We start from the raw sequence: 13628 nt of genomic DNA on the forward strand, positions 1-13628 counted from the left end.
ATTTATTGGTTCAGCTTTCTTCCTTTCTTTCCGTAAATTCCCTAACTTTCTTTTACTTGTGGCATGGTACTTTTTTGCTTGTCCAAAAAAGTACCCCAAAAAGGACACTTTTCTCTGATCCTTCTGCCCGCAGGCCAAGAGCCAACCTCGCGGAGAAAAGATTGCCTACGCACCTGCACCACCATTCACGATTGAAGGCTTCTTTGTTCTCTTTGGGACATTTGTTATTACTTTCTCCATGACAGTTTTCACTCAAATTCATGTTGGTGCATTGTAAGCGAATACCTATCATTCACTTTTCAAATTATTGAGGTATATAAAGTTACAAATACTGGTATATAGCAGACAAATAGATAGAAACACGTTGCCCATTATGCATCTTATGAAAAGACGAAAGCTTATGTATCTGGCAGGAGTTGGGATTCTGGGTGGCTTATATACCTGGCAGGTTGAGCCATTCTGGCTGGAGTTTGTAAAACTGAAAATGCCTGTCCGCAATTTACCTGATAACCTGATTGGTAAAACCGTCATGCAGATCAGTGACATTCATATAGGCAAAAGGTTTGATCATCGTTTTGTGATTGATTCTTTTCAGAAGGCACAGGCATTTAATCCTGACTTTGTTGTATATACAGGCGACTATGTAAGCACACACAAAGACCAGGTTCTTTATCAGGAATTAAGCGAGGTACTTACACATTGTGTAAAAGGAAAACATGGTACAGTGGGCATTCTTGGTAATCACGATTATGGAAAAAACTGGTCTCAGCAAAATGTAGCTGATAACATTTCAGAAATGCTGGAACAGAATGGTGTATATGTTTTGAGGAATGCACAAACAGAAACTGCTGGTCTTACCTTTATCGGCATTGATGATTACTGGGGCCTTAACTTTCACCCCAAACATGCAATGAAAGAGTATGATAACACCAAGCCTACCATAGTATTATGTCATAACCCGGATGTATGTGATCTGGATGTATGGAATAACTATGCAGGCTGGATTTTATCCGGCCATACACATGGAGGTCAATGTAAACCACCCTTTTTACCTCCCCCTGTCATACCTGTAAAAAACAAAAAATATACAGCTGGCAAAATCGAACTAGGTAATGACCGAATAGTATACATTAACAGAGCTTTGGGCAACTTAAGGCAGATCCGGTTTAATGTACGCCCTGAGATTACCTTATTTGAACTGGAAAGAGCCTAAACTAAAAGACCAGCCCACTAACAAAACAGCCGACTTCAATGAAGTCGGCTGTTTTGTTAGTATATTTTCGCACCTGTCAAGGTACATTTCGGAGATTCCTATTACAATGCATTTATCTTACATATTAATACCAAAGTGCGCCTGATCGGCTATCCATTGCTCAAGTAAGGCAAAGGCATGCTGAAAAGCCGCCGCTTCCGCATCAAGCCGAGTGTGGAAACCTTCACCACTGAGTTCGTCTACACTTTCAGAGGAAATCTGGTAGTTGCGGTTGCGGTCCTGCGCCAGATGATAGCTGTAGGTCACTTGCTTGTTCTGGAGTACTCCTGTAATGTTGACCACAATTCCTCTGTATACAAAAAAGTCGTAGAGCATATTACTATAGCGTCTGTCAACACCCCGCATGGATTCAACCATCCTGACCCGGTCGCCATCTGGATGAGCCTGTAACCAACGTAAGAAGCGATTGTAAGCTGTTACATATTGCTCTGGCATCTTCAGGAAAAGGTGATAGGCAGACCTGTAACTATTGTGATATTCATCATGAGATTGAGACAGCGGATCGGAATAGGACATGGTTTCAAAAGGAATTTACACAAACAATGAATTAAACTACAAGACACCTTTGCAAAATGCATAAGAGCATTTTTAATGCTATCACAGATTAACCTTGGGGGTACTTCAATGACACCTGTTTAAATGCATTAAAACTCACCTAATGCTGTCTGAAAGACTTTACAAGCAATAGCCAATGCTATTTACACCAGGCCTTAAAAATACAAAACAAACCCCGATCCGTCAAGTTTATTTTTATAATCTTTAATCGCTCAACTCATATTTTGCCAGAGTATTTTCTCCAATAAAAAACTTTAAAGGTGCTTATTTAAAGAGCTTTTTTGAATACTCCTATAATTATCAGCATTTCAGCCACTTATAAACTAATTAGAAAACAACTAACAAAGCTACTTGCCAGGATCTTTATTTTATACTATTTCTAACAACCATCTATTTGCTTTTCTCCACAGCCAGAGGTCTCACCTCGTTCAGCAAGGATAACAGCATCTTTCCTGGCTCTTCCAATGGAATCAGGTGGGCAGAATTTTCAAACCAGATCCCTTTTTTAATAGGTGCTTTTACTTGTTGCAACCAGTGTTGTGTAGGTTCTGAAGGGGTTGTATAATCATGTCTGCCCATAAACATAAACACAGGAACAGGAAAGGCCTTAACAGGTTTAAAGTCGACCTTTAAGAATTCGGGCAATATTTTTTCCAGTGTAAAGAGACTTCCCTTATCAATAGATGTAATATCACTTCTCGAATAATCAGGGGAAAGATAAGGTGCATTAAAGTAATAGTCTGAGGTATTTCTGTAAGCAGACAGCCCACCATAATATTGAGGCCACTTTCGGGCAATAATAATTCGCTCTCTTGTGATCGGCTGATTACCAGGATAGGGAGCAATAGACTGTAACTCTTTCAATGCGACTTCATTATGCAGCCGGCTAGCTTCCTTTACAGCAAATTCATAGCTAACCCGTTCATTGTCTACAGTATTTATTACCTGCCCTACACCAACATAGGCATAAAACAGATCGGGTCTTTTCAAGGCAGCATGCATAGAGACAATCGTGCCCCAACTATGTCCCATCAGAATCACCTTTTTCTTTTTGTATTTTTTTGTAATAAACTCAGCCAGCTCGATGGCATCCTTTACATACTGACTAATGGTGATAGTCTGACCTAGTGAGAGTGTATCATTGGAGATAAACGTTCTTCCGGATGCTCGTTGGTCATAGTTAACGACTGTAAAATACTCTTCTACAGGTCGTTGAAACATCCACATCACAGGTGACATAGGAGAAGCAGGTCCTCCATGTACAAACAACAGAATCGGATTGTCTTTATTTTGTCCACGCACATATACCCATTGCTTTACCCCTCCAATGCTTACCGGATAGGTTTCCTGAATGCCATTGGGAGCAACAATAGAATCCAGATCCCGGATAATAGATCTTGCTTTAAAGTAAGCATCATCCGATGGATTACCTTGTCCAAAGGAATAGACTACACTAAAAAAAATAGCTACTATTAAGAATGGTATTTTCATACAGATATGTTTAGGATATCTTCTTATACAGAGTGATGAAGTACATTTCACACCATAAAACTAGAAAAGAGTCATATATTTGGAAGAATCAAAGCAGGATAAAATGATTTCTATTAAAATAATAGAAAAAGAAGATAGTCATAAAGATCTCCAACTAGAAATCGGAGACTTTAAACAAATAGCAGACTCATACTATTTTTTCCTTGACGATACTACTGAAACAACATACAATGAAACCACATTACGCATACTTATTGAGAAATTAATAAAATCCTGGAAAGAATCTCTAAGTAAACTTCAAACAGGAGACAAAACATATATTCCATTTGATTTTTCTGATCAGTATATAGGTTGTATACAATGTATTCTTGCACCGACAGATAGATTATTAATCAGATATGGGGTTACTACAAAGTTCACAGGTTCAGGAATAAACCCAAGCCAGATGCATCTGTTTTCACTAAATGAATCTGACTTTACGGCTATCACAGAAACGTTTCACTACTCATTGTCTGATCTTTTACAATACCCTATTCTGAGTATAGCATAGGCTTTAAAAGCATCTTGTCACTGAGTATGAATCAGTTAAAATATCCCTATTTGTAACCTACTCTCATTAATTACGTATAGGCACAGGTCGAATATCTTACCATTTTCCTGTGCCTGTAGAAATACCCATTTCAGAAAAGTATATTCCTTATATGTATAGTGTAAAACGGTAGATAAATTACACCTTGCTAACCCTATGAGTATCAATAAAAATTGACTACCCTTGATGTTGCAATACAATAATAAAATAGTAATTTCGGCCCTGAATTTTTATACTTTCTACCAACCTGATCGTTTTTACTCATTATTTAAGTCATTGTTTCCGTATTTCACCTGATGAAACACAAGTTTTCTATTGCCAGACAGTTACTGGCTTCTCTTTTTCTTTTTACCTCTTTTTCCATTCTGTTTATAGCCTGTAGTCAATCCAAATCACAGGATAAGACTACATCAACGGATACTACGGCTCAGGTAGCTAAAGTAGATTCGGTTGCTACAACAGATAGCAGTGCTGAAAAAGCAGTAACTTATCCCCCACTTGATACAGCGCTGTATAGCCAGAAAGTCGCCTTTCTGTCACGGGCAGATACAACTGAATACTGGCCGGTAAAAGCTCCTTATCCAAGAGCAGGTGCCATTCTGCCATTCTCACGTATCGTGGCTTATTATGGTAACCTATACTCCAAACAAATGGGTATTCTGGGAGAATATCCTGAAGAGGAAATGCTGAGACGTCTGAAAGAAGATGTAAAGAAATGGGAAAAGGCAGATCCTGAAACCCCTGTAATTCCAGCTCTTCATTACATTGCAGTTACAGCACAGGGATTACCTCAGAAAGATAATACTTACCGTTTACGGATGCCTCATCATCAAATAGATAAGGTAATTGAAATGGCTAAAAAAGTAAATGCCATTGTATTTCTGGATATTCAGGTAGGTTTCAGCAAGGTTCAGGATGAAGTACCCAAACTGGAAAAATACCTGAGCATGCCCAATGTACACCTGGGTATCGATCCGGAGTTCTCCATGAAAGGAGACAAACGTCCTGGTAAAGAAATTGGGACATTCGATGCAGCCGATATCAACTATGTAACAGAGTATCTTGGTAAACTGGTAAAAGACAACAATATTCCTCCAAAGATTCTGGTAGTACACCGGTTTGTAAAACCGATGATCACTAACTATAAAAAGATTAAAACATCTCCAGAAGTACAGATTGTCATGCACATGGACGGCTGGGGACCGCCTGCGAAAAAACGCAACTCGTACCGGATCGCGATTACACATGAACCTGTACAATTTGCCGGATTTAAAATATTTTACGGCAATGATACCAAACGGGTAAATCAACCACGGGTTATGTCGCCAGAAGAGATGCTGACCCTGTATCCACAACCAATATATATTCAGTATCAGTAATAGTTCTCAAAATGCCTTTTCAAAGTATGAAAAGGCATTTTGTTTTATAGGCGTTTTGCAAAACAACAGCAACAATCATCTTTCTGGCTGATTTCTATTGGTAGTTACATATACTAAGTAATAAGAAAGTTTAGTAGCTTGTATTTTTCAAAAACAGGCTCTATGCAGACACACTCAGAGAGTACACTTCATCATCCAAAAACCTTTTTTACCCGCATCCAGGATTATCTGGGTGAATTTGTATTTGGAGGTATTGATGGCAGTGTAACTACCTTCGCTGTTGTAGCAGGTGCTACAGGCGCTAATCTCTCTTCTTCTGTAGTGATCATTCTTGGGTTTGCCAATTTGTTTGCAGATGGATTTTCTATGTCTGTAGGCAGCTATCTTTCTGCCAAGTCAGAACGGGACAATTACGAAAAACAGAAACGGATTGAATATTGGGAAGTAGATCATATGCCAGAACGCGAAAAAGAAGAAATTCGGGAGATTTTTGCTGGTAAAGGTTTTGAAGGTGAAACCTTAGAACAAATTGTCCACGTCATCACATCGGACCGCGACCGATGGGTGGATATCATGATGAAAGAAGAACTGGAGATGATTCCCAGCACAAAGTCTCCCCTTATAATGGCACTGGTCACATTCGTATCTTTTCTGATGGTAGGATTTATTCCCGTGCTTCCCTATATACTGGACTATATCACTCCGTTAAACAGAAATAATCTTTTTACTATATCCTGTGTACTTACCACGGCTGCCTTTGCCCTAATCGGATTTTTAAAAACCTATGTAACGGAAACCAGTCGATGGAAAGGTATCGCAGAAACAGTTTTATTAGGCATTTCTGCAGCACTGGTAGCCTACTATGTAGGAGATTTTCTAGAGAAGATTGTAGCTGAGTAACCACTGTAATTACATATTTACATTAACACAGTTTGTTCACTAATAGGTAACTATGTAAAAGTTACTTCTGTGAAAACAAATCTATTCATTGTGTGCCTTATTTGGTTTTGCCAGTTTGCCCCTGCCCAACAGCCCACTGTTGCAGTTCCGCAGACACTGGACTCACTACAATGGTTTCTGCGTACTCAACCTATGGATACACTGTATGCGATTGCCATGAAAGACTGCAGTTTCCAATATATTATCAAAGGTGAATACGACCGGGCTGATTCTTTATGTCAGAAATTAGTCTCATTACAAAGTCAATTAAAAACATATGTACCACTGGAATATTGTATTTCATTTCTGAAAGGAACTATTGCATACCACAAAGGAGACTATTCACTCACACTTAGCTACTTTCTGAAAGCATGGGAATCTATCCGGAAAAATCCATCTAAATTTAAGGTTAAGGTAAAGATAGCAGCATTGGGAAATCTGGCTCTCGCCTACAAAAAGGTAGGTGATCTGGATATGTCAATGAAATATAGTCTGGAATCTATTCAGCTTCAGGAGAAATATAATCAGGAAATTGCCAGCGAATACCAAAATATAGGCAATATTCTTGCCCATTCTAAGCAATATAATCGAGCTATCCTCTACTATCGGAAAGCACTGGCCATTGGAAAAGAACAGAAAAACCTAACAAGCATTGCGATTACAGAAAATCTGCTCGGGAATTTATATGACAATACGGGCAAAACAGACACTGCTATTTACTATTATAAAAGTGGATTGCAGTATGCAGAACAAGCCGAATACAGATTACTACAAACAGATCTTTTGGTAAACCTGGGATTAGTATATACAAGAAAAAAACAATACAAGTTGGCAGAGTCTTATCTGAAAAGAGGAGAAAATCTGTCACGAGAACTGGAATCCCCTGGTGCGTTGCGAGTTAATTTACACAATCAGGGTGAAATGTACAGAGAATTACAAAAATTCGATCTGGCAGAAAAATACTATCTGGAAGCACTGGAACTAGCTAAAAAGACACAGGATCAGGATGATTTGTATACATCTAACATGGCATTAGCTGAACTCTATGTAGACACAGATAACTACAAGAAAGCCTATCCATTTTTTAAGGCAGCATCTGTTGCTAAAGATTCTATATTTCAGGCTCAACTTACAGGCAAAACTCAACAATTGCTGGCGAAATATGAAGCAGATAAACGCCAGCAGGAGATTGCTTTACTAAATGAAAAAAATCGTTCGCAATCACTGGAACTAGCCGTACAACGTCGCAATGTATTTTTGCTGATTGCAGGCCTGTTGATGAGTGGCATAGTGGGAACAGTAGGGTATCGACGTTATCAACTTCGCAAACGACTGGAAATGGAGCAAATACGGAATCGTATTGCAGCAGATTTTCATGATGAACTGGGAGCCAATCTGAGTAGCATTGCTCTTTATAGTGATTTGTTAGTAAAAAATGCTGCCAAAGAAAAAGAACAGACTCTGCCTATTCTGGAAAATATCAGTCACCAGGCACACGGCAGTATCTCGTCTATCAATGACCTGATCTGGACTATCAAACCGGACAACGATATTCTGGAACGTACAATCGTGCGTATGAAGGAATTTGCGATTCCATTATTGGAAGCACGTAATGTACGTTGTGTTTTTCTTGCGGATGATTCGCTCTCTCAGGCACAGCTAAGTATGAACATGCGTAAGTTTCTCTATCTGATCTTTAAAGAGGCCATCAACAATGCTAGTAAATATGCTCAGGCAACAGCTATTACGATCCAGTTACAGGAAATCCGTGGCACTATTGTTCTGGAGATACAGGATGATGGAATAGGCTTTGATCCGAAAATAATCAAACGTGGAAATGGCCTGAATAACATGAAAACCAGGGCAAAAGAACTCAGTGGTCAACTCACTATTAATACCGCTCCCGGACAAGGAACCCAGATTATACTTTCTTTCAAGCCTTAATATATTTACCAGATACAAAACAAAAAACAGGTTTCTTTATTTATATAACGTATTTTTATCTTTTCTTAGATTACAAAACACATTTTCCAAAGCCTGTTCAATTAAGTACCCACCATGAAAAATGCCCCATTGAGAGTTGCCATTGCAGAAGATAATCATTCATACAGAGAAGGACTGGTATTTATGCTTCAACTCTCTGACAATTTTGAGTGTGTGGGCAATTATTCTTCTGGTGCGGACCTGCTTAGAGACTTACCACATATTCAACCGCAGGTAATTCTGATGGATATTGAAATGCCGCACATGGATGGTATTACCTGTACACAAAAAATAAAGGCACTGCCAGCCTTTCAACATGTTCATATAGTGATACTAAGCATTTTGGAGGAGAATGACAAAGTTCTGGAAGCTATTGTAGCAGGAGCCTCAGGCTATCTGCTCAAAGGTGAAAAGCCAGAAAATATCCTGATTGCTCTCCAGCAAGTATACAATGGGGGTTCGTTTATGAGTGCCAATATTGCCCGTAAAGTACTCTCACTGATTCGTCTTTCCCACCAAATTCCTGCTGAAAAAATAGAACTGAATGAACGGGAAACGCAGGTACTCAACGGCCTGGTAGAAGGATTAAGCTACAAAATGATTGGGGATAAGTATGCCATGGCGATAGATACAGTACGTGGATATATTAAACGCATCTATGAAAAGCTACAGGTTCATTCCCGCTCAGAAGCCGTAGCCAAAGCATTGAAAAACAAATTGGTCTAGCCACCTGTAGTATACTGGTTTGCCATGACAACTATATGTGTATAAGCTTTTATTTTACTACGGTTCCTTAAGTAAAATACTCCATTGCAATAGCACTTCTTTATAAAAGAATAAAGGGAACATAGAAAGAGATTTACCCCTTACTATATTCCCCACTCAGACGGATAAAAAATAGTTAGTTACCAGAACATTATCTATCAAAGAAAATCGAAACGTCCAAAAAATAGCAAACCCAGTAAAGATAAAGCATAAACTACTTTTAGTCTCCCAGCAACCAATGCCTAATTGTTTTCTAACAATGGAATCAAGTGCTCCCATTCGAGCTGTCTGGCAAAGTCAAGCGCCGTTTTACCGCTGTGGGTTCTGGTATGCACATCAGCTCCAGACTGTAACAACACCTCAACAGAAGTTCGGTTACCGGCAACGGTCTCTCTATGCAAAAGAGTATAGCCACTTTCATCTTTATGTGAAATCTCCTGAGGATATTGCTTCAGAAAGTCCATCAGTTTATCTTTCATATTGACGCTCATGGGATGTTCTACCAGATTTTCAGGGTGGCCTTTTTGTCCGGAAACTACTTCAATATCATTATAGTCGCCAAAATCCAAACCCCAAGCCTCATCATGCTCTTTTAATTCTTCAGGCAGCATCCGGGAACGCATTAGTTGGATAGTAAATCCACCATATGTCTTTCCATTGGAGGCGAACAGCCAATCGCTTACCTGACCTAAGGGAACATCAATAAAATCACCATTTTTTACATTGGTAAGTAGATCCGGATCATTAATTAACGTACCAGTGACTGTATCCCCATCAAATCCTATGTCATTAATCCACATATATTCCACAATAGGTTCCTCTCTACTCACCTCCTGCATAAATGCAATTTTCACACATGCCAGATCTAGAGCAGGCACAATTCTGCGAAACTCCCAGTTAAGCTCTCTCCAGAAATATTTGAATGTTTGCTGTGCTTTTTCAAAAGCCTTGATCATTTCAGGATCATTACCACTAGCATAAATAATGTTGTTTTCAATCATGTTGCGTTTATTATAGTTCTGATATTACCCAATTGGGTGATCTTTGGATCATTTCGGTTTGCTTTAAAAGTAAATTTTATTCGTGATATACCTATACTCATACGATTATTTTTCCTTCCTATAACCTGATTATAATTCACTAGTAATATAGCCTCTATTCTATTGCTTTCTAAAACAGATACTTAACTACACATTAACTAAAAGACAACTTTTTTCAAGCATCAATTACACATATTCATGTCTTGAATGGCCTCCATACCCATTCTACCTTTGTCCTGTTGCCTGATTAATGTATCAGATGCAATAATTCCAAACACAATCACTCATACTATCTTTTCACTCAATGATCTTCAATCCGCTTATGAAACTATTGTCAAAAGTATTTACCGTATGTTTTGCTTTTTGCCTATTAACAGCCTGCGATACGGTAGTAGAAGTATCGCCAGGTAAGGACCTGGATACGGATAAGCTAGCAGATCTGATCGAACAACGTCTCAAAGGAAATTGTGTAGGCTATCAGTTCACTATTGGCTTTAGAGGAGAGAACAAAGTTATGCGGGCAGGCGGTGATGCCCGACTTGCTCCTGATGCTAATCCAAGAGCTATGCTGATTACAGATCGATATACTCTGGCAAGTGTAAGCAAAAATATAACAGCTACAGCTCTTATGCAGCTACTGGCCGCCAAAGGGCTTACCCTGGATACCAAACTAGCACCTTATCTGCCTGCTCACTGGAAGGTATCTGCTTCCTTACAAACAGTTACATTCCGACAATTGCTTACACATACATCCAATCTCTATGATACCCAAACAGATTACCAAACATTGAAAAATTTTGCTGATACAGCAACACGGAATTCCCCTACAGGCTATCGTAATGTAAACTATGCATTGTTGCGGTTTGCTATTGTACAGCTTTCAGGTAAAACAGTCACCAGCCTTCCTAACAATGCTACTTCCAGTCAGCGACAACAAGTAGAGGCCAAACAGTCACAGGAATATGGAGACAACTATGTAGCTTATTGTCAGGAAAACATCTTTGGAAAAATAGGTTCCTATCCTAATGTCAACTGCAAACAGTTACCGGATAGTGATAATCCAGGTCTATGTTATCAATTTCCCAAAGATGGTAAAAGTGGCGAACCCTGGTTTGACTTCACTACCATGGCAGGGAGTCAGGGCTGGTATATGACATCAGCTCAACTGGCTAGTTATTTTGGGAAACTTATGTACTCAACTCAGTTATTGCCATCAGCCACCACGACTCAAATGAGGACAGAAAGCATGGGCTTCTTTTCAAGTCAAACACCAAAAGGATTAGCCTGTTATTATCATAATGGTTATTATCCAGGTCAGGGATATGGCAACAAAGGAGAATTAAATACCATTATGATTGGCTATGATAATGGTATCCAGATTGCGCTTATCATTAATTCACAATATACTAATCCAACCTTCAGCAATAACTATGGATTGGCTCTTCATGATGCCATAGATACCTGGAACAAATAATTACTATCAATACAACATAATTTTAACAGGCTCATTCTTAGTCAGCTATAGACTCAGAATGAGCCTAATCTTTTGTCATAAACTGTCTTAGTTTGTTAATCTGGTAAATATGAGAAACCCTCCTGTCCAAAAGATTATAATACCAGACAAACAGCGAAAAGCTAAAGGCTATCAACAAATCAATGGCAACTTCTCCAAAGCTGATGTTTAACCGCAGGATTTTCGGAATAGAAGCCAATACCCCCATCACGAACGCGCTTACCCAGATAACCAGTGAAGAAACCGTAAAAGACTTTCTGTTAGATAAGGTTAAATATTTATCAAGTATCATGGAGTCAATGATGCTTCCTGTGAAATTATAAAGTTGACCCTGTTGCTTGCTCCTAAAGTATCGGTTACAGGCGTAAGCGATTTGCCAAGTAATTTCTTATAGTGGATTTCCGTTTTTTGTTGATTGTTGCCGACCTCCAGTATTTCAACAGCTAAAAGGTCGCCGGGAATATTAGCCCCAAACCAATGCTTGTCAGATTGTTGTTTCCATGTTACCAAGGTAAACTTTTCGCCCGGGCTTGGCTTTTTCAAATGTTGCATAGCAGATCGATATGCTATTTCATTTCCGTAAAGAAGTGACGTGGTACTATCGTGACGATTCAACATAGTAGTTATCACCTTCAGGTTTTTTCCAGCTATATCAAATGTTTCCGGAATAGACGCTTTTGTGTTAATCAGTTCCTCTTTTTGCTTAGTAGGTCCGCAGGAAAAAAGAAATAGCACAACTATACATAGTGTTGAATGTGATTTCATGAGTTAATTTTTAATAGGAAAAGTGAATACCAGGTCATTACCGCTCATAGGCTTATGACAGTTGATACATTCTTGTGTAAACAGTATAGTTTTGCCGTAGGGAACCAGCTTAGGCGTTTTAAAGCGGGCAAAGCCCCAACCGCTTGTTTTGGAAAAGCGTTTGCTGTCCTTGATCATATATTCAACTTGCTTAAATGCCCCGGTCTTAACATTTCCGTCTTTATCTTCAAGTTCATCCCAAGCAGCTTTGGCGAAGATAGTTCCGTCTGGCCATGGATTGATGTTATGCGATCTTACAGCTTTTATCGCGATATCATTACCATAAATAATTCTTATAGTACTGTTGTCAAATCGCTCGGATGTGCTGATGACCTGCCAGTTCTTGTAGTCAGGAATATAGGTAATGCCATTTAAAGACTTGGGAAGTGTCTCGTCTGAACCTGCATTAGAGTGATATTGTTTGTGTAAATCATTCAACTTTGAGGTATCACCTATATCTCTTTTAACCATTCCCTGTAAATAGTTTTTAAGAATCGACAGATCTTGCGCTGAAACATGGGAATCCTGATGAACAAACGAGTAACTTGCTATTGGCATTGCTCCTTGTTCAATTTGGTTGATGGATTCCCAAAGTTTCGCCTTTTGATCTGGCTTAGCTAATTTATCCCACTCGGAAAAATTCAAAACCTTTCTACCATCTTTAATGTGGTTCGACACCGTCGAATAAATTGGTTGAATCTGGTCATACCAGCGAAGATTAGTTTCATTCGAATGACAATCATAGCATGCTCGAACCAAAATATTCTTCACTTGCAGTGGTGCCGTAAAATCATGTGTAACAGGTGGATTTTCAATCTTTGGCCGGAATAGCTGCATAATCGCAAAAACCCCGCCAAGGAATAAGGCTGAAATGATGATTATTCTCTTCATAAATCTAAATCAGTAATTGAATGACAGTACAAAGGATAAATAAGTTTTCCAAAGAATAAAGTGTAAAACCTTAAAACTGGCGAATTGAACACTCAATCCGGCAATTTAAAAGGCCATCTGGCTCCAATCTCAACTTAGATTTGCAACTGGGCTACTTGATCGTCCAGATGTTAAAACCTAGAATACTGCAACAATGCGATTTATTCATTTCCGGCTTTAAACGACAAATTGGCCGACTTAACGTCAGTTTTTGTCTATCCATTAAGTTTCCTATTCTCAAGAAAGAATGATGTGTAAATCTATAGCAAGTAAGCTGGATTCAAATTTGGCAGTTCACTCAAACATCCTGCATTTACATTTTAAGTAAACTACTCTTTTGTTCCATCTGTAATCCACACATAATTAT

Annotated in this window: 13 protein-coding genes; 7 read left to right on the plus strand and 6 right to left on the minus strand. The window is 38.9% G+C overall.

Features of this window, described 5'->3' with window-relative positions; all coding sequences use genetic code 11:
• Nucleotides 1–382: 382 nt before the first annotated feature.
• Nucleotides 383–1213 (plus strand): metallophosphoesterase, encoded by an 831-nt coding sequence (locus tag QNI15_RS32390; protein WP_314003897.1) that lies wholly within the window; start codon nt 383–385, stop codon nt 1211–1213.
• Nucleotides 1214–1330: 117 nt separating this feature from the next.
• Here the strand turns inward: QNI15_RS32390 and QNI15_RS32395 are convergent, their stop codons facing one another.
• Together QNI15_RS32395 and QNI15_RS32400 are read right to left on the minus strand one after the other, a co-directional pair.
• Nucleotides 1331–1789, minus strand: a complete 459-nt coding sequence (locus QNI15_RS32395) for a hypothetical protein (RefSeq protein ID WP_314003899.1) — start codon at nt 1787–1789, stop codon at nt 1331–1333.
• A gap of 429 nt (nt 1790–2218) precedes the next feature.
• Nucleotides 2219–3319 carry an alpha/beta hydrolase gene (locus QNI15_RS32400; protein WP_314003901.1) on the minus strand — a complete coding sequence of 367 codons (1101 nt, stop codon included), beginning with the start codon at nt 3317–3319 and terminating at the stop codon, nt 2219–2221.
• Between the two features lie 103 nt (nt 3320–3422).
• Here QNI15_RS32400 and QNI15_RS32405 point away from each other — a divergent pair, with 103 nt between their 5' ends.
• The 5 genes from QNI15_RS32405 to QNI15_RS32425 all read left to right on the plus strand — a co-directional run bounded on the left by QNI15_RS32405 (nt 3423) and on the right by QNI15_RS32425 (nt 8935).
• Nucleotides 3423–3869, plus strand: coding sequence for a hypothetical protein (locus QNI15_RS32405; RefSeq protein ID WP_314035931.1), 447 nt, complete (start codon nt 3423–3425; stop codon nt 3867–3869).
• A gap of 335 nt (nt 3870–4204) precedes the next feature.
• On the plus strand, nt 4205–5287 hold the full coding sequence (locus QNI15_RS32410; RefSeq protein ID WP_314035933.1) for a hypothetical protein: 1083 nt from the start codon (nt 4205–4207) through the stop codon (nt 5285–5287).
• A 162-nt stretch (nt 5288–5449) separates the two neighbouring features.
• Nucleotides 5450–6187 carry a VIT1/CCC1 transporter family protein gene (locus QNI15_RS32415; protein ID WP_314003907.1) on the plus strand — a complete coding sequence of 246 codons (738 nt, stop codon included), beginning with the start codon at nt 5450–5452 and terminating at the stop codon, nt 6185–6187.
• Nucleotides 6188–6256: 69 nt separating this feature from the next.
• Nucleotides 6257–8170 (plus strand): tetratricopeptide repeat-containing sensor histidine kinase, encoded by a 1914-nt coding sequence (locus tag QNI15_RS32420; protein ID WP_314035935.1) that lies wholly within the window; start codon nt 6257–6259, stop codon nt 8168–8170.
• A 114-nt stretch (nt 8171–8284) separates the two neighbouring features.
• Nucleotides 8285–8935: a response regulator transcription factor gene (locus QNI15_RS32425; protein ID WP_314003910.1), complete on the plus strand. Its 651-nt coding sequence runs from the start codon at nt 8285–8287 to the stop codon at nt 8933–8935.
• Between the two features lie 281 nt (nt 8936–9216).
• On the opposite strand, the gene QNI15_RS32430 is transcribed toward QNI15_RS32425, so the two are convergent.
• Complete coding sequence (locus QNI15_RS32430) at nt 9217–9975, minus strand: DUF2314 domain-containing protein (RefSeq protein WP_314035937.1); 759 nt, start codon at nt 9973–9975, stop codon at nt 9217–9219.
• Nucleotides 9976–10336: 361 nt separating this feature from the next.
• Between QNI15_RS32430 and QNI15_RS32435 the strand changes: the two genes are divergently transcribed.
• Nucleotides 10337–11488, plus strand: a complete 1152-nt coding sequence (locus tag QNI15_RS32435; RefSeq protein WP_314035939.1) for a serine hydrolase domain-containing protein — start codon at nt 10337–10339, stop codon at nt 11486–11488.
• A gap of 64 nt (nt 11489–11552) precedes the next feature.
• On the opposite strand, the gene QNI15_RS32440 is transcribed toward QNI15_RS32435, so the two are convergent.
• From QNI15_RS32440 to QNI15_RS32450, 3 genes are read right to left on the minus strand one after another with little or no spacing between them, the layout of a single operon-like run.
• The gene (locus QNI15_RS32440) at nt 11553–11819 is read right to left on the minus strand and encodes a hypothetical protein (RefSeq protein WP_314035942.1); all 267 of its coding nucleotides are present in this window, start codon (nt 11817–11819) and stop codon (nt 11553–11555) included.
• Nucleotides 11816–12292 (minus strand): hypothetical protein, encoded by a 477-nt coding sequence (locus tag QNI15_RS32445; RefSeq protein ID WP_314035944.1) that lies wholly within the window; start codon nt 12290–12292, stop codon nt 11816–11818. The genes QNI15_RS32440 and QNI15_RS32445 overlap by 4 nt, the downstream gene beginning before the upstream one ends.
• 3 nt (nt 12293–12295) lie before the next feature.
• Nucleotides 12296–13222 (minus strand): heme-binding domain-containing protein, encoded by a 927-nt coding sequence (locus tag QNI15_RS32450; RefSeq protein WP_314035945.1) that lies wholly within the window; start codon nt 13220–13222, stop codon nt 12296–12298.
• Nucleotides 13223–13628 lie beyond the last annotated feature (406 nt).

Origin of the sequence: Xanthocytophaga flava, assembly GCF_030068545.1 — a bacterium.
Lineage (GTDB): Bacteria > Bacteroidota > Bacteroidia > Cytophagales > 172606-1 > Xanthocytophaga > Xanthocytophaga flava.

Bases quoted from the DNA above. Each gene is read 5' to 3' on its own strand.
- QNI15_RS32390 (WP_314003897.1), top strand. From the start codon at position 383: ATGAAAAGACGAAAGCTTATGTATCTGGCAGGAGTTGGGATTCTGGGT.
- QNI15_RS32395 (WP_314003899.1), bottom strand. From the start codon at position 1,789: ATGTCCTATTCCGATCCGCTGTCTCAATCTCATGATGAATATCACAAT.
- QNI15_RS32400 (WP_314003901.1), bottom strand. From the start codon at position 3,319: ATGAAAATACCATTCTTAATAGTAGCTATTTTTTTTAGTGTAGTCTAT.
- QNI15_RS32405 (WP_314035931.1), top strand. From the start codon at position 3,423: ATGATTTCTATTAAAATAATAGAAAAAGAAGATAGTCATAAAGATCTC.
- QNI15_RS32410 (WP_314035933.1), top strand. From the start codon at position 4,205: ATGAAACACAAGTTTTCTATTGCCAGACAGTTACTGGCTTCTCTTTTT.
- QNI15_RS32415 (WP_314003907.1), top strand. From the start codon at position 5,450: ATGCAGACACACTCAGAGAGTACACTTCATCATCCAAAAACCTTTTTT.
- QNI15_RS32425 (WP_314003910.1), top strand. From the start codon at position 8,285: ATGAAAAATGCCCCATTGAGAGTTGCCATTGCAGAAGATAATCATTCA.
- QNI15_RS32430 (WP_314035937.1), bottom strand. From the start codon at position 9,975: ATGATTGAAAACAACATTATTTATGCTAGTGGTAATGATCCTGAAATG.
- QNI15_RS32435 (WP_314035939.1), top strand. From the start codon at position 10,337: ATGAAACTATTGTCAAAAGTATTTACCGTATGTTTTGCTTTTTGCCTA.
- QNI15_RS32440 (WP_314035942.1), bottom strand. From the start codon at position 11,819: ATGATACTTGATAAATATTTAACCTTATCTAACAGAAAGTCTTTTACG.
- QNI15_RS32445 (WP_314035944.1), bottom strand. From the start codon at position 12,292: ATGAAATCACATTCAACACTATGTATAGTTGTGCTATTTCTTTTTTCC.
- QNI15_RS32450 (WP_314035945.1), bottom strand. From the start codon at position 13,222: ATGAAGAGAATAATCATCATTTCAGCCTTATTCCTTGGCGGGGTTTTT.